Here is a 16,284-nt window from a genome sequence, read left to right as displayed (position 1 = left end):
GCCTGCCGGCCTGGCTCACGGCATGACCGGCGGCACGTAGGTCAGGGTCATGCCCAGCAACCACAGCAGGCCCAGTACCAGCGGGATGTGCACCAGCAGCTGGATGAAGGTGAAGCCGACGATGTCGCGTGCCTTCAGGCCCAGCACGCCCAGCAGCGGCAACATCCAGAACGGATTGATCAGGTTCGGCAGCGCCTCGGCCGCGTTGTAGACCTGCACCGCCCAGCCCAGATGCGCCTTCAGCTCATTGGCGGCCTGCATCACGTACGGCGCCTCGATGATCCACTTGCCGCCGCCGGAGGGGACGAAGAAGCCCAGCACCGCCGAGTACACGCCCATTACCAGCGCGAACGTATCGGTGGTGGCCACGTGCACGAACAGGCTGGAAAGCCGATGCGCCAGGGTTTCATCGCCATGCCCGGTGGCATGGGTGAGGATCATCGCGATGCCGCCGTAGAGGGGAAACTGGATGAGCACGCCAGTGGTGCTCGGAACCGCCTTTGCCACTGCATTGAGGAAGCTGCGCGGCCGCCAGTGCAGCAGCAGGCCCAGCGAAATGAACAGGAAGTTGTAGGTATTGAGGTTGGCGATCGCGGTGACCAGCGGCTTACTGGCGAATTCGCCGAACAGCCAGCCGAAGGCGAGCAGCGACAGCAGCACCGTCAGCAGCGGGCTGTACTCCAGCCATTCGCCCGGACGCGTGCGCGGTTGCATCGGCACCGCCTCGGCCTGGGCGGCGCCCTCGAATTCCTTTGCGGTGCGGGCCGTCGCCGCACCGGGGGCGGTCAGCCACGCGATCAGCAGGGAGACCAGGATCAGCGCGGCGGTCAGCACGATCGACTGCCACAGGAAGATGGTGTCGGTGAACGGCAGCACGCCGGTGATCTCCACCAGCCCCGGCGGCATCGAGGCCGGGTTGGCCTGCAGCTGCGCGGCGGACGAGCTCAGCCCCATCGCCCACACCGCGCCGAGTCCGAGGTAGGCCGAGGCACCGGCGGCGCGGTAGTCCATCGTCAGGTCGCCGCGGCGCGCCAGCGCGCGCACCAGCAGACCGCCAAACACCAGCGAGAAGCCCCAGCTGAGCAGCGAGGCCAGCATGCTGATCAAGCCGACATACACCACCGCCCCCCGACCGGTGCGCGGCACCCGGGCCAGCAGGTCGATGAAGCGCGCCACCACCGGCGCGGTCGCCAGCGCATAGCCGCCGATCACCACGAAGGCCATCTGCATGGTGAACGGGATGAGGCTCCAGAAGCCGTCGCCGAAAGCGCGGGCGGTGGCCTGCGGGGTGGCGCCGAAACCGATCGCGGCGGCGGCCACGATGACCACGCCGAGCACGGCGAACACATAGGCATCGGGGAACCACTTCTCGGCCCATGCGGCCGACCGCAGCGCCGCGCGCGCCATCCACCCATCCTGCACTGTCGTCGAGGTACCCATCGTTACCCTCCCAGGTCTCAATGGCACCGATTCTGGGCGCTGCCGGCGATGCTGTCAGTCGCCTATTGGTCTTAGGCCGGTGGGGCTTCAGCCCAGCGCCAACGCCGCAGCGATACCGGCAAACAGGGCCGCGCCGACCCAGTTGTTGTGCAGGAAGGCCTTGAAGCAAGGCTCCCGCTCGCGCTTGCGGGCGATCCAGAATTCGTACGCGATCAGCCCGGCCGCCACTGCCACGCCCGCCCAGTAGGCCACCCCCAGCCCGGCACGTACGCCGACCAGCGCCATCGCGCCCAGGAACAGCGCGTACAGGATGCCCTGGATGACCAGATCGAGATCGCCGAACAGGATCGCGGTGGAATGCGACCCCATCTTCAGGTCGTCGTCGCGGTCGACCATCGCATACCAGGTGTCGTACGCGGTGGACCACAGGATGTTGGCGCCATACAGCAGCCAGCCGATCACCGGAATTTCGCCCTGCACGGCGGCGAAGGCCATCGGAATGCCCCAACCGAAGGCCATGCCCAGATAGACCTGCGGCAGGTGGGTGTAACGCTTCAGATAGGGGTAGCTGGCGGCCAGAAAGACGCCGATGAAACTCAGCCCGATGGTCAGCGCGTTCAGGGTCAGCACCAGCGCGAAGGCCACCAGCATCAGTACGGCGAACAGCACCAGCGCCGCGCGCCCGGACACGGCGCCACTGGCCAGGGGACGGTCCTTGGTGCGTTTGACGTGCGGGTCCAGCCACCGGTCGGCGTAGTCGTTGATGACGCAGCCGGCCGAACGCGTCAGCCAGACGCCGGCAGTGAACACGAACAGGGTCCACAGCGGCGGCAGGCCACCAGCGGCCAGCCACAGCGCCCACCAGGTGGGCCACAGCAGCAGCAGGGTGCCGATCGGGCGATCGGCGCGCATCAGTTTCCAGTAGTGCCGCCAGCGCGGCGGTGCCGCCTGCCCGGGCGTTTCAAAACGTTCGTAAGCCATCGGTAAAGGATACCGCCTGGGCCCGCCCGGAGCGCTGCCGGACGGCACAATCGCAGAGGGGGGAGACCTGCGCCGCGTTTACCGCTAGAATGCGACTCCCGCGCCGTCTCGACGGTCCGGTCGCCCGCAACGGGCTGCCCGGCGGGAAGCAGCAGACAACGCGCTCGTAGCTCAGCCGGATAGAGTAGTGGCTTCCGAAGCCATTGGTCGGGGGTTCGAATCCCTCCGGGCGCACCATCTGAACGTCTACACCATCCCATGAAGGCCGAACTTTCCTTTCACATCACGGATTTCGGCTTTTTTGTGTCTGTTTGCGTCCAATCCTGATGTAGCTAACCGCCGCCGCTCAACGGCGGCTGCTTGGCAGCCGATGGGCAGCCTCCACCACGCCGGGCAACAGTAACGAGAGAGCCGTTACTTCCAAAGCCCACGGTCCTTCGTTTCCTTCACGATGTCCAGCATGATCTGAGGCTCTCCAAGCTGGGCCAGGAACATCAGGTGTTCGACGGCCTTGACCTTCTTCAAATGATCGAGGCGGCACGGCCCGCCCATCGCAAGTGCGGGGACGAAGCCATACATTTCGTCGTGGGCCAGCGGGCCCAGCAGCTTCTCTGCTCGATCAAAGAGAGGTGCATCCTTCTCGTCAGTCTGATCCAGGCCGTGGGCCTGCATCCCGGACAGCCATGTTGAAATCAGGAAGTCCCCTTTGCCTTGATTCATCCATCGGGATTGGTCGGCGGGATAGATCATTCCCCAGGCACAGTTTATGGTGATGCATGGGCCTGTTTTCGCTCCCCATACCTCGAGCTTTCCAAAGGCGCTTCGACCAATCACGTAAAAGTGGTCCTTGCCGTAGAACTCGGTTTCGTAGAGCCAGGCGTTGAGCACCTCGGAATAATCGTCAGGATCCGTCAGCCAGAGCAAGCCATTGCCATAGCCGGCGAAGCCGTACGCCTGCCAATACTCAAGCAGCTTCTCCGGCAACTTTCCTCTGTAATGGTCCAGCTTGGAATTCGACACTGGCCGAGCGTCAACCGCCGGTCCAAAGTCCTTGTCCAAGTAGAAGTACTCGAAATCTTCATCGACCATCTTGATCATTTGCACCGCTCCAGTCCGCCGTTCATTTTCGCTGTTCGCCGCTCACTCACCGGCACCTTGCTTGCTGCCTCATCAAGGTCTTGGATCCGCGTCGTCTGGCCCTTCTTTTCATGCTTCCATTGACGACCGATGGTCTGGTTCACCTCGCCATCCCCAAAATCAGCAATCCTGTCCTTCCCCCCAGCAACAAGATCTGGATTGTGAAGAGCATTCATTGTCTTCATCGTTGCATCAGCATGCTCTTCAGCCAGTCGCTCCGCTTCTTTGGGCGAACTACCCGAAGCCCTCAATTCGTTGACCTTTTCCCTGTGTATCTTGTCCCTGTAGTCCGATCTTGCCTGCTTGGCAACTTTGGGGTTCCGACTCTTCGGATCAAATGCCTCACGGGCTTCAAGGTACTCCTCAACGCTCATATCATTGAGCCCCTGCTCCTGCCCCTTCAACTGCCGATCCATTTCCGGATACTTGGACGCTGGCAGCTTCTGCGGACTGAAGCACGGTAGATCCTTGCGCGGCATGCGCTTGGGCAGCCGCTGGGTTTCCACCGTTCTCTTGCTATCCGGTGTGCGGTTCCCATCCCCCTGTCGGCGCTTGCGGGTGCGCAGAGCCTTGGCCAAGCCCTTGAATGCTTCTTCCACGTCTTCCATCAGGTGCAGAAGCCGCTTGCCGATGCGGGCGGCGGTGTTGCCTGCCTTGGCCGCAGCATAACCAAATCCACCTGCGCCTCCCAGCTCCACCGTCACTGCCGCCAGCAGGATGGAGACCACTACATCGGTCATGATCTGCGAGCTGAAACGCGCCTGTATGCGCTCCTGTTCATCTGGCGGCACGACCTCCCACCACGCCTTGCCAAAGGCGGGTATCAGCAGGGTGATGGCGGGGTCTTCGATGAGCAGGTTGAACAGCTCCTTGGCCTCGCTGGCCACCGCCATCACCTTGCCGCCGGCAGCGCGCATCGCGGCGATCTTGCGGTCCAGTCCATCGCGGTCGCCGGTGAGCAGCAGCTGGGTCCATTCCTTGATCTCGCGGTCGGTCTTGTACATGAGCACGGCCAGATCCACCGCCGTCTCCACTGTTCCCGCCACGTAGTCCCACGCGCCCTGTCCGGTGCCCAGCGCCTGGTTGCCACGCTGCAGCCCCCAGCGTTTGGCCGTACCGGCGTCGTCCCATTGCCGCCACTCCGAGGCCATGTCGGTGCGGGTCTGGGCGACAATGGCATCCAATGCAACCTTGAGTCGCTCGCGGGCCGCCAGGATGGGAGCATCGTCGTCGTCGCTCACATCGGGCTGGAACAGCACCTGCACCATCTGCGCGGGACCGACCGTCACCTGGGGAATGAGTGCGCGGCCCTCATCATCCAGGCGACCGGTCACCACGCTGTCGTCCGGCAGCATCACCTGGTAGCCCACGCCCCGCACGGGGGTGCGGTCGAGGTCGCCATAGTGGTAGTACAGGCTGATGTCCTGCTTGAGTGGAGGCGCGGCGGCAGATTTCTGCGGGGTAGTGCCTTGGGGCACAAACCCTGGCGGTGGTGCCGCGCTGGCAGCTGCGGCAACTGCACCACGGGGCGCGCCACTGCCGCCGGATTCCACCGATACGGTGCTTTGCTTGACCGCCAGCACCTGGCAACCGCAGGCAAGGTAGTCGCCGTGCCGGGCCAAGGGGTTGCCATCGACAATGAAGGTCGGATCGCCCGTGATAATCGGGAAAGCCCCCTTGTGCTTGGGGCAGAAAGCCTTGTCACCGACGCGGGCGACCGCCATTCCATTGATATCGGTGAAGGGCGAGCCGGTGAGGACGGTGCCCCCGCTGCTGGTGCTGTCGCCTACGACAATTGCAATCCGCGCCACGCCAGATCCTTAGCTTTGGTCATGCAGGACAGGCTAGCAATGGTTTCGGGGTATTTCCTGACGACCAACACAAGATGCGCGTGATCCTGGTCAAGGATATAGACCATTCGGAATTTTCCTACCAAACAGCACGGGATTCACGAAGGCACTCAAACAGCAAAAATGGAGTAATCGCGGCACCACGCCGTTTGGCAGCAGCCAGAAGCGGAGCTGCGTGAAATCAGGGCTCCTGCGATGTGATACAAGGCATATGCTCGCCCATGCTGGGCTGGTCGCCGTTGTAGTAGGCACCTCATGTTTGGATGGTTCAAGCGCAAGAATACATTCGGGCCCAAGAAGCCTAGGGCCATCCCACGTTGCCGAGGCGACCGCACAACTGCTCCTTCTGGAGTTGATCATTTGCCGGAGTATTGAAGATTTCCCCGGGCACTTGGCGAGCCCCAAGGTACGCGGTTACTTGGTGGGGTTCTTCGATGCCGCCGCCCAACAGGCCTTCACCGCTGCATCCCTGCTGACCCAAAGCATGCCTGAATTCATCGAAGGTCAGGGGATGGGCGGCCGAGAGTATTTTCGATGGACGCAGAATCGTGGGGGGACGTCGGCTCCTTCCCGATCACCGCTTTCAGCTGTCCGCCTGGCACTTGGTTGGCATCCTCGGTGACGCCTTGGGCACAGGGATTCCCAAGTAGGTGAATGCCCCTGCAGTGTCATCGATAGCGTTGCTGCGTCGGCACTGCGGTGTTTGCAGATGGTGCACAGAAGACTCCATGAAGAACGCAGGCGTGGCGGGGAAGCGAGTGCGCGCGCCGGGTGCAGATCCTTCGCAGGCAACTGGGGTACGGCGCAATGTTCTTGATGCCATTTCGCCCGGCTGAATCGCCCCAGGACGGTCGCCATGCTCGTCGCCAGCTGCAGACGCGGGCGCATGCCCCGTATGCCGTCAGGCGCTGGTAGATTGCCCCCTATGGAACACCTGATCTTCGCGCTCATCGCGCTCCTGCTGCTTGCGACGGTAGGCGTCACGCTTGTATGGGGACTCAGCGTCCTGTGCCGCTTCCTCGCCGTCTTGGTCGAGCAGTTCTCCACGTCACCAAGGCCGCGCTGATGCTGACTCAACCTACCTAGCGCCTGTACCGTGGTGGCAACTATGGCGGTAATACGGGTAGCCGCTGACCTTCAGTCCCTTTAATGCCAATGGATTTCGAGGATTATGTAACTTCCTCCGGGCGCACCATCTGAACGTCTACACCGTCTTTTGAATGACCGGGTCCTGCCTTCAGTCCGGGATGTCGGCCTTTCTTGGCTCGTCCCATCGGACCCGCTGGATGTGTAGCTGTCGAGAAGACAGATCGAAGCCGACCGTGGCCATGCCGGATTGAAAGCTGTTGCTGGAAGCCGATGAGGTGACTTCCACCACCACCTGCAGAGTGACGCAGATCCAGGAGGCTGATTGACAGGGTCCCACGTGCATGAGAGACAGGAAGCGCGCTCTTTGAATTGAATAAGATCGTGAACAGATTAGGGATACTGATTTTTCCTTTGGCGGCGACGTTGTGGCTTGCCTCTGGATGCAAACAGGAACGTCCGCAACACACCGATGCGCCGGCGCAGACGTTGCTGGCCGCAGAGCCGGAGAGCGACTCCGCAGTCCGCAACGCTTCCGCCCGCGCCTCGCCTGCCAACAGGAACGTGACGATTCAACCCCTGTCGGGGCGCGCCTTTGCAGTCCGGGATTTCGGATCCGCCCCCAATGGGCCGGTGAACGAAGTACTTGCCCAGCTGAAAACTCAGGCCCTGGCCAGTGACGGCGCGGCATCCTACGCAATCTTCCTCAAGTTGTTCGAATGCAACACCCTCAACATGCGCGCTGCAAAGGGCTTGCCGATTCGCGACAACGACGCGGCTGAGCAATGCGAAGCGCTTTCGGCCGCCGACGGAATCACATCTACAGAATGGCTGAGCCTGGCCGCTGAGCAGGGAAATATCGGAGCGCAGCTTTTTTATTCGATGGATCCTGCATCCGCCTTGGGCGGAGAAGCGGCGATGCTTCGCGACCCAGACGCCACGCTGGAGTACAAGCGAAAGGCCACAGGCTACCTGGAAGGCCTGGCTTCGCAAGGGAGTGCGGACGCGCTGTTGCAACTTGGCAATGCTTATCAGGCCGGCGTTCTGGTGAACGAGGACCTTGTTGCAAGCAGGGCCTATTTCGAGGCCGTGCGACTGTCCGATCCATCGTTGGTACCGGTCCAGCAGATCAAAGGCCTTGAAAAGGAGATGAGTTCACAGCAGCTTTCACTCGCCCTAAGGAAAGGAGCGGTGATATATGGATCATGCTGCAGGTAGGCGTTTTTCCGAATCAGCCCGAACAAAGCAACGGACGCTCGTTTCCAACCCCGCTCCAGTGGGAGCGTCCGCGCGGACACGGTGGGCCGGTCGCTGGGGCAGAATGCGCCAATGAGAACCTCACACGCCTGGCAGCAGCACGGCACGACCGCGTTGTGGCGCTACACCGGTCATCAGCGCAACTTCCCCGGCTGGCACCTCAGTTGTGATGCGGCCGGATGCGCGTCGTTGCAGGGGCTGATCGATGCGTTGCTGGCCGATGGCACCGGCGCGGCGCGCACGGTGCGGGTAACCCCGCCGTCCCCACCGCTGCTCGCCGTCCCCAACAACCGCCGTGCCGCGTGGGAAGCACCCGTCTCGGTCCGGATCGGACACGACGCCACTGTGGACGGCTGGGGGTGGCAGCACGAGGGCGACCGGGCTCATCTGCGTCTGAACGCCGGTGCCCTGGCCCTGCTCAGGCAGGGCGTGAACGACATCGCCGCCGGCCGGGGCGACCATGCAATGGGCACCGGCGCGGCAGCGCTGTGGTTCTGGTGGTGGCCGTCGCGGTGACGGCGCGGGCTCAGTAGGTGCCGTCGAAGGCGAAGATCGGCTTGCGCTGCTTCCACAGGCCGGCGGTGAAGTCCGGGAACTCCAGTGTCTGGAAGCTGTTGGCGATGGACTGCTCGGACAGCGGGGTGATCGCGCTCCAGGTGATGGCATCGTAGATGTCGATCGGCATCGGCGCCTTGGCTTTGAGCGCCTCGACGAAGGCGTGGATCACAAACCAGTCCATGCCGCCGTGGCCGGCGCTGGCGGCAGTAGCGGCGTGCTGCTTCCACAGCGGGTGTTCGTACTGGTCCTGGTAGGCCTGGATCGGCTCCCACTTGTGTGGCGGGCTGCGGCCTTCGATGTGGATGGACTGGTTGACGTCCATCCACAGGCCCTTGGTGCCCTGCACGCGGAAGCCCATCGAGTAGGGACGCGGCAGTGAGGTGTCGTGCTGCAGCAGGATGGTCTCGCCGTTCTCGCAGGCCAGCGTGGTGGTGACGATGTCGCCCAGCTTGAACGCCACCTTGGTGCTGGGATGGGTGGTGCCGCCACTCTTGGCCACGGTGTATTCGTGCAGCCCGCGTGCCTTGCTGGCGAACGCATTGATGTGGGTGAAGCGGTTGCCACGGTTGATGCCGGTGTACATCGCGCACGGGCCAATGCCGTGGCTGGGGTAGAGCTCACCGTTGCGCTGCACGGAATGCTCGGTACGCCAGCGCGCCTCGGACCAGCCCTTGGCGCCGAACTCCACACCGCTGTCGTAAGGCTGGGACGGATCGCCGGAGTTGAACTTCACCCCGCGCAGGTCGTGCTGGTAGCCACCCTGCAGGTGCACCAGTTCGCCGAACAGGCCGGCGCGCACCATCTGCAGCACCGCCATCACATCGCGGCGGTAACACACGTTCTCCAGCAGCATGTACGGCGTGCCGGTGTCGAGCTGGGTCTTGAGCACGTCCCAGTGGTCCTGCAGGGTGATGCCGGCGACCACTTCGCAGCCGACCGCGACCTTGGCCTGCATCGCGGCGATGGCCATCGGCGCGTGGTACTCCCACGGGGTCGCGATGATCACACCGTCCAGGCCACGCTGTTCCAGCAGACGCTTCCAGGCGTTCACGTCGCCGTTCTGGCCGTAGGTTTTCGGCGCAGGCTTGCCTGCCTTCGCCACCATCTCCACGGCACGGCCGAGCATGATCGGTTCGATGTCGCACAGCGCGACCACCTCCACGTCGTCGCGGCGCACCAGTTCCTTCAGCAGGACCTGACCGCGCATGCCGGTGCCGATCACCCCCAGGCGTACCTTGCGACCGCGCGCCCATGCCGGCGTCTGCGGCAGCAGGCTGGTGGCCGCCACGGCGGCACTGGCCAGAATGAATTCCCTACGTTGCATGAAAAACCCTCCTCGAAAGACCGCGCCGGCAGGCACCGGCGCGGTGGAAACGTCAGAACTTGTAGCCGACGGTGAGACTGTAGCCACGGCCGTAGATGGTGGCGTAATCGCTGGAGTCGCCCAGGAAGCTGTTCGGATCGTAGAACGGAATGCGATCGAACAGGTTCTTGACCGTGAAGCCGATGTTCCAGTGCGCGTCGGGACGCCAGGCCACGCTCAGGTTGGCGGTCCACCACGACGGCACGCCGTCGCACTGGGCCGGATTGAGTGCCAGGTAGCCACCGGTGCAGGTCTCGGGATTGTTGTCCTCGGCATCGATACGGTCCCACGCCCACTTGGTGCCGCCGACATAGTTGATGAAGAAGCTGGTGGTGAAGGCCTGGTAGTTCCAGTCGGCGTTCAACGTCGCGCGCAGGCGCGGGTTGCCGTAGTAGCCGATGGTGTTGCCGTAGTACCAGCCGAGCTCGTCGTCGGTGTAGGTCTCCTTGCGACGCTGGATGGTGGCGGCAACACCGACGTTCAGGGCGCCCCAGTCACCCAGCGTGAAGCGGGTGCGCGCGTCGATGTCGAAGCCGTCGATCAGGGTGCGGCCGCGGTTCTTGTACTGGCCGACCACGCTGAGCACGTTGCCTGCACTGTAGCCCGGCAGGGTGGCCGGGCATGCCACGCCGCTGGCCGGGTCGGCGCACATGGCCGCCAGCGCCGCCTGGTTGGCCAGGTCGGCCTCGGTGATTGGCGAGCGCGTCATCGACTGGATGTCTTCAGCCTTGCTGTAGTCCGGTGCGGCGATCTCGTTGCGGCGGTAGATGAACCAGTAGTCGGCCGACACCGACAGCCACTGGGTCGGTTCGAACACGACGCCGGCGGTGGCGATCTTGGCCTTTTCCGGTTTGAGGTCCTGGTTGGGCTGGGTCATGCGGGCGACGTTGCGGCTGCAGTCGCTGTTGAGCAGTGAATTGCCCAGGTCCACATCGCCGGGGCGCGCGGACCGGCGCAGCAGGTTGGCGATCGCGTTGGTTTCGTTGCAGCGCAGTTCGTCGCGGTAGCCGCCGATCTGCGCGAACACGCCGCCGGTACCCGCTTCGGCCAGGCTCGGCGCGCGGAAGCCTTCGGAATACGTGCCGCGCAGCATCAGCTGGTCGAACATCTGGTAGGTCAGGCCGAGCTTCGGGGCGAGGTTGGCGCTGAAGTCGGGGTACTTGTCCACGCGCAGCGCGGCTTCCAGTTCCAGCTTGTCGGTCAGCGGCGCCACGGTTTCGGCGAACAGCGCGTACGTGTTGCGCCTGCCGTCGAACCACGAGCCGCCCTGCTGGGTGATCAGGCCATTGGCCGCGTCGGGGTTGCCCGGCGTGTAGAACGTTTCGCGGGTGGCGTTGAAGCCGAAGGCCGCGCGCACTTCACCGGCCGGCAGGGTGAACAGCGGGCCTTCGATCTTGCCGTCCAGCGTGTGCAGGCGGGTCCAGGACTCGATGTCGAAGGTGGGGAAGGCCTCGCGGATCAGTGCGGCGTTGGCGTCGCTGATCTCACCGAATTTGTAGGCGGGATGGTCGGAGATGATCACCCGGCCGGTACCCGGATCGATGGTGTAAGGGCCGAAGGCCTTCTGGAACCCGGCCAGGTTGACGTTGGTGGTCTGGTAGGTCACCGAATGGGAACCGGCGGTGGCGAAAGCGGTTTCCCAGTTCCAGTCGCCGGCGGCGCCGCGCAGGCCCGTGACCACGCGGTAGCTCTGGTCGGTATTGCGCTGGCCAAAGTGGTTGGCGCCCACGTCCTGCAGCAGGTACTGCAGGCCCACCACGCCGCCCATCAATGCCTTCAGCTCGGGGCTGGCATGGTTGTACTCGTTGTTGGGCCCCAGGTACGGGTACAGGAACTGGTTGACCGTGGTGCCGGTGTTGCGGGAGAACCAGCTGGTGGGGTTGCCGGTGGTGGTGCCATAGGCGCGCGGCGTGCCGCCGTTGGCGGTCAGGTCGATGTCGGTGTAGGTCGCTTCGGCGAAGGCTTCGGTGCTGTCGCCGATCAGGAAGTGCGCGTTGACGTAGGCGGTGTTGCGTTCGGACTTGGCACCGGCGTCGATCTCGTTGTTCATCCAGGTTTCCCAGATGCACCGCGGGCCGGCCGCTTCGGTGGTGAGCACGTTGTTGCAGCCCGGTGCGGCTTCCTGCACGCGCCGGCCGGTGACCGGGTCGAAGGCGAAGTAGCTGCCCGGATTGAACTCGCCCGGCTTGCTGCCGGTGCCCAGTCGCAGGTTGGGAATGTAGTTCGGGTTGTTGACGTAATACTGCGGCGGCCGCTTGTTGTAGAAGTCACTCAGCGGAATCGCGTCACGCCGGTACAGGTTGACCGAGGCGTAGACGTTGTAGCGGTCCTCGTCCAGGTCGCCGAAACCGGCGGTGATGCTGCCCTGGTGTTCGCCATAGGAATCGATGCGCGAAGAGGTATCGGTGGTGAGGCTGACTTCCGCCCCCTGATAGTTGCGCTTGGTGATCACGTTGATCACGCCGGCCACCGCGTCGGTACCGTACACGGCCGAGGCGCCGTCGGTGAGCACTTCCATGCGTTCGATCGCCGCCGCCGGGATCGCATCGATGTTGACGAACTGGGTCTGGAAACCCGCCGGTGCGCCGTAGTACGACAGGCGTCGGCCGTTCAGCAGTACCAGCGTGCCCTGTGCCCCCAGGCCACGCAGGTTGGCCTGCGAGGCACCGTCGGAGCCGGTGAACAGCGAGCGCGAATCCTGCTGGCCCGGCCGCGCGGCCGGCAGGTTGTCGAGCACCTGCAACAGGGTGCGCGCGCCCATGTTCTCGATGTCCTGTTTGCTGATCACCTGCACGGGCGAGGCGGTTTCCACATCGCTGCGGCGGATGTTGGAGCCGGTGACTTCGATCCGCGACAGCTCGGTGGCCGTGGGATCGGGCGTGGCATCCTGCGCAGCGGCGCTGCCGGCGGCGGCCAGGGCCAGGCCCAGTGCGATGGACAAGGGCGTGGCGGGGATGCAGCGATGGCGATGGCGTTCGGTCAACATCTGTGTCTCCTTGTTCGATCCGCAGCGTGGGGCTGGCGGTGGATGGGTGGATGTCAGGCAAACGTCCCCCGTGCCGCGGCCGGAGGGCCGCAGACGGGAAACGGAGAGAGCAGTTCAGAAACGGGTGGGTCGCGCGCGGGGTGCGGCGTCAGGGCGACACGATGCTGGCGGTATCGCCCTCCTGTCCGATCAGGGCCGCGTTGGCCCAGTTGCCACAGACCTGCGCAGGCATGTCGCCCTGCGCCCCGAGCGTGCGCAGGCTCAGCCGTTGCAGGCCGCGCACGTCCAGCTCCGGTTTGACCACACCAGGCGCTTTCACCAGACCGCTGTCGTAGAGCAGCCGACCGTCGCCCCAGACCTGGAACTGCATGCCGCCGGCGGCGCGGCACTGGTCGTCGATGCCCAGGTCGGCGCGCAGCAGGCGCCAGTTGCCCTTGAGCTGCAGGTCGATCCGGCTGGCCGCACCCACGCCCAGACCGCGGCGGAAGTGCAGGCCGTTCATGCGCATGTCGGCCTGGCCACCGAAGGCGTGGTCGCTTGCGACCTGCGACGCCAGTCCGGCCGGCAGCGGCAATGCGGACAGGTACAGCTGCTGCGCGGGCTTCTCCGTCTGCTGATGTTCCAGCACGCGGAAGGTGGACAGCACGATCGGGCCGACATCGCGGGGCTGCAGCGCATCGACCGCGCGCGCCACACTGCCTTGCGCGGCGGTGACCATCGGGTCGGCCCCGCTGGCGCCGTCGCCGTCCGGGTTCTGCGTGCCCAGCACGCGGAAGCGCAGCAGGCGGCCGGCATGGGCAGGGAAGTCGATCTGCTGCGTGCCCTGCTGCAGGGTCAGGCGGCCGCGCTTGATCGGCTCGCCCCACTCACCATTGCTGTCACCCAGGTAGATCTCGTAGTCGCGCACCTGGCCGTGCTTCCAGTGTTGGTCGTTGCGCGGCGCCAGTTCGATGCCGTCGATCAGCTTGCGTTCGCCGAAGCCGATCACCCATTCGTGCGCACCGGTCTTCACCGCCTGATTGCGCACCGTGCGGAACCAGGTGGCCGGATCGTCGTCGAACGCCTTCTCCAGCTCGTAGCCGGGTTCCTCGGCCGGACGGTTGACCACCAGCAGGCTGTCGGAGGGCAGCGCGCGGCCCAGTGCCGGGGCGGCCGGGAAGGCATCGTCGGCGGCTGCGGCGGTGGCGGGCAGATCCAGCTGCAGCGCAAGCGCCTGGCGGATGTCGACCGGCGCGGTGCGCACATGCAGGGTGCCGCGGCGTTCGGCCGCGTCGTAATACCAGCCCTCGCCCGCTGCCTGCCAGGCGGCCAGGTCTGCCAGCCTCGGCAGCGCACGACCGTCCAGCGTGACCGCGGCCGGTCGCTGACGGCTGAGCACGCGCAGCGCATAGCGGCGCTGCGGCAACTGGCCGGCATAGCGGCCCTGCACCGGATCGATGCGCACCTGCACCGGCCCGCTGCCCTGCGCCGGGGCCTGCACCGTGATCGCCTGCGTGCTCGACTCCCCCGTTTCATAGCGACGGGTGGCACCGTCGTCCTCGTACAGCGTGTACTGCGAGGTGCCCTGTGGATACAGATCGAAGGTCACTTCATCGAGGGGCTTCTGCCCGTCGTAGAGCATCTCCGGGTACATCGGAATGATCGCGCCGGCACGCACGAACACCGGGATGGTGGCCAGATCGACCGGGCGGTCCAGCGAACGGCCCTGCGCACCGGCCAGCAGCTGGCGGCCATCCCAGTAGTCGATCCAGCGACCCGGCGGCAGGTGGATGTCGCGGCGCCAGCCACGACTGGCCGCCTGGCTTCGGTAGACAGGCGCGATCAGCAGCTCACGGCCGAGCAGGAACTGGTATTTGTGCGCTTCGGTGTAGGCCTGCGGGTCCTCGGGGTAGTCCCACATCAGCGCGCGCAGCAGCGGGGCGCCGGTGGTCGCCGCATCGTGCGCCAGCCCGTACATGTACGGGGTCATGCGCATTTTCAGCTTGAGGTAGTCGCGGTTGACGCTGCGGTAGGGCTCATCGAACCACCACGGATGCTTGCGCGCGTTGCCCGACCAGCCGGACATGCCCATCAGCACCGGCGTGAAGCTCTTCCACTGCAGGTCGCGGGTGAAGGTTTCGGCGCTGCCGCCGAAGATCGCATCGACGTCGCCGCTGGCGTAGGCCATGCCGGACAGGCCCGAGCCGATCAGGGTCGGGATGTGCCAGCGGATGTAGTCCCAGCTGCTGCTCTGGTCGCCGGTCCAGGCCACGGCATAACGCTGGATGCCGCCCCAGCCCATCACCGTCCACAGGAACGGGCGGGAGTCGGAATTGTGCAGGATGCCGTTGAACGCGGACTGGTTGGCGTCCATTGCGAACTGGTAGCCCTTGCCGGTCCAGGCCACGTCCAGCTTCTGCACGCGGCTGCCGGCGGTGCCCACTTCCCAGGCGATCTTGTCGACACCGTTTTCGGTCCACAGGCCGGTCCTGAAGCCGTACTTCGCCAGGCCCTGCACGGTTTCGGGCAGCTTCGTGTAGCCGCAGCCGTAACCATCATTGGGCAGGATCCAGCCGCCGGGCATGTCGTGCTCGCGGTACTGCCGGGCCACGCTGTCCACCACGTCCGGCGTGGTGCCGGTCGGGCCGTCGCTCCAGCCGTCGGGCACGCTGCCGGGCTTCCTGCGGTTGTCGCCGTCGTTGTAGCAGTCGGCATCGCCATACGAAAACGCCCAGCGCGGCAGCAGCGCGGCGCGGCCGGTCAGCGCGGTGTAGCGGTCCAGCAGCGTGTGCAGGTCAGGCCCGACGAAGTAGTACGCGTCGAAGCGGTCTTCGCGGTGCAGCAGGGTGGCCTGGTCGGCCTGGCGCAGGTCGTAGGTGCCATCGCTCCAAGTGTTGCGCAGCATGCCCCAGCCACGCGCGCTGAGCAGCATCGGCGCCGGGTTGGGCCGGTCGCCCTCTTCCCAGCCCCCGGAGTAGGACACCTCCAGCTCGCGCCCCTTGAACTCGAAGCGCCCGTTCTGCTGGCCGCCGCCGTAGAAGTGCTCGCCGGCTTCGCTGGAGAGCACCTGCACGCTCTGTGCGGTGTCCAGGTCCAGCGGCTGCAGCTCGCGCCATAGCGCCACGTCGCGATCGCCGTCACGTCGATCCAGCGCCAGCCGCAGCGGCTGCCGCTGGATATGCAGCACCAGGGCGTCGGTGCGGATGCGCACTTCGTTGCCATCTTCTTCCAGCTTGAAGGCGACGTTCGCAGCCGGTTGCGGCACCACGATCGGTGCGGCCTTGTCGCCCGCCGGGCGCAGCGTGCCGTTGCGACCGGCCTGCACGCGCAGCAGATCCGTGCGCAGCAGGTCCACGCGCAGCGTCGCGCCGGTATCGGTGCGGATCTCCCAGCCGGGGCTGCCGTCCCGGGCGGGGGCGGCGGCGATCGTACGCAGATTGCCCAGCGGCTCGGCGATGGCCGGCGCGGTGGCCAGCGCCAAGGCAGCGACCACAGCCACCGACAGACCGGCATGACGTATACGGGTTTCCACCTTGCCCCCAAGCCCGCGTTCGGCGGGTATCCGAAACCATTGCGGCCGACTCTAGGGCAGGGCCTCGAAAGATGTCAATAAATTGCAAAGAAAAATGAAGGATATTTTCTCATAA

Annotated in this window: 10 protein-coding genes and 1 tRNA gene; 4 read left to right on the top strand and 7 right to left on the bottom strand. The window is 65.1% G+C overall.

What is annotated here, in order from left to right; translation table 11 throughout:
• Window positions 1–15 precede the first annotated feature (15 nt).
• Complete coding sequence (locus tag ACPEH8_RS10575) at window positions 16–1,407, bottom strand: short-chain fatty acid transporter (protein ID WP_166473732.1); 1,392 nt, start codon at window positions 1,405–1,407, stop codon at window positions 16–18.
• A 120-nt stretch (window positions 1,408–1,527) separates the two neighbouring features.
• Entirely contained in the window at window positions 1,528–2,421 is an 894-nt protein-coding gene (ubiA, locus tag ACPEH8_RS10570; protein WP_017355723.1) for a 4-hydroxybenzoate octaprenyltransferase, read from the bottom strand.
• A gap of 160 nt (window positions 2,422–2,581) precedes the next feature.
• Here ubiA and ACPEH8_RS10565 point away from each other — a divergent pair.
• Window positions 2,582–2,658 (top strand) — tRNA-Arg (locus tag ACPEH8_RS10565).
• A gap of 177 nt (window positions 2,659–2,835) precedes the next feature.
• On the opposite strand, the gene ACPEH8_RS10560 is transcribed toward ACPEH8_RS10565, so the two are convergent.
• Together ACPEH8_RS10560 and ACPEH8_RS10555 are read right to left on the bottom strand one after the other, a co-directional pair.
• On the bottom strand, window positions 2,836–3,519 hold the full coding sequence (locus ACPEH8_RS10560) for a GAD-like domain-containing protein (RefSeq protein WP_423666713.1): 684 nt from the start codon (window positions 3,517–3,519) through the stop codon (window positions 2,836–2,838).
• Window positions 3,516–5,369, bottom strand: a complete 1,854-nt coding sequence (locus tag ACPEH8_RS10555; RefSeq protein WP_423666711.1) for a PAAR domain-containing protein — start codon at window positions 5,367–5,369, stop codon at window positions 3,516–3,518. The genes ACPEH8_RS10560 and ACPEH8_RS10555 overlap by 4 nt, the downstream gene beginning before the upstream one ends.
• Before the next feature lie 964 nt (window positions 5,370–6,333).
• Here ACPEH8_RS10555 and ACPEH8_RS10550 point away from each other — a divergent pair.
• From ACPEH8_RS10550 to ACPEH8_RS10540, 3 genes are all read left to right on the top strand, one after another.
• Window positions 6,334–6,474, top strand: coding sequence for a hypothetical protein (locus tag ACPEH8_RS10550; protein ID WP_017355725.1), 141 nt, complete (start codon window positions 6,334–6,336; stop codon window positions 6,472–6,474).
• A 392-nt stretch (window positions 6,475–6,866) separates the two neighbouring features.
• Complete coding sequence (locus tag ACPEH8_RS10545) at window positions 6,867–7,712, top strand: hypothetical protein (protein ID WP_423666709.1); 846 nt, start codon at window positions 6,867–6,869, stop codon at window positions 7,710–7,712.
• Between the two features lie 111 nt (window positions 7,713–7,823).
• Window positions 7,824–8,267, top strand: coding sequence for a hypothetical protein (locus ACPEH8_RS10540; RefSeq protein ID WP_136005973.1), 444 nt, complete (start codon window positions 7,824–7,826; stop codon window positions 8,265–8,267).
• Window positions 8,268–8,277: 10 nt separating this feature from the next.
• On the opposite strand, the gene ACPEH8_RS10535 is transcribed toward ACPEH8_RS10540, so the two are convergent.
• The 3 genes from ACPEH8_RS10535 to ACPEH8_RS10525 all read right to left on the bottom strand — a co-directional run bounded on the left by ACPEH8_RS10535 (window position 8,278) and on the right by ACPEH8_RS10525 (window position 16,169).
• Window positions 8,278–9,633, bottom strand: coding sequence for a Gfo/Idh/MocA family protein (locus ACPEH8_RS10535; RefSeq protein WP_017355728.1), 1,356 nt, complete (start codon window positions 9,631–9,633; stop codon window positions 8,278–8,280).
• A 52-nt stretch (window positions 9,634–9,685) separates the two neighbouring features.
• Window positions 9,686–12,658 carry a TonB-dependent receptor domain-containing protein gene (locus ACPEH8_RS10530; protein WP_423666707.1) on the bottom strand — a complete coding sequence of 991 codons (2,973 nt, stop codon included), beginning with the start codon at window positions 12,656–12,658 and terminating at the stop codon, window positions 9,686–9,688.
• A gap of 148 nt (window positions 12,659–12,806) precedes the next feature.
• The gene (locus ACPEH8_RS10525; protein ID WP_423666705.1) at window positions 12,807–16,169 is read right to left on the bottom strand and encodes a TIM-barrel domain-containing protein; all 3,363 of its coding nucleotides are present in this window, start codon (window positions 16,167–16,169) and stop codon (window positions 12,807–12,809) included.
• Window positions 16,170–16,284: the final 115 nt, after the last annotated feature.

Source organism: Stenotrophomonas sp. NPDC077461 (assembly GCF_049545475.1).
Lineage (GTDB): Bacteria > Pseudomonadota > Gammaproteobacteria > Xanthomonadales > Xanthomonadaceae > Stenotrophomonas > Stenotrophomonas nematodicola.
The sequence above is the reverse complement of the archived record's forward strand: the minus strand, read 5'-3'. Positions and strand labels throughout refer to the sequence as shown.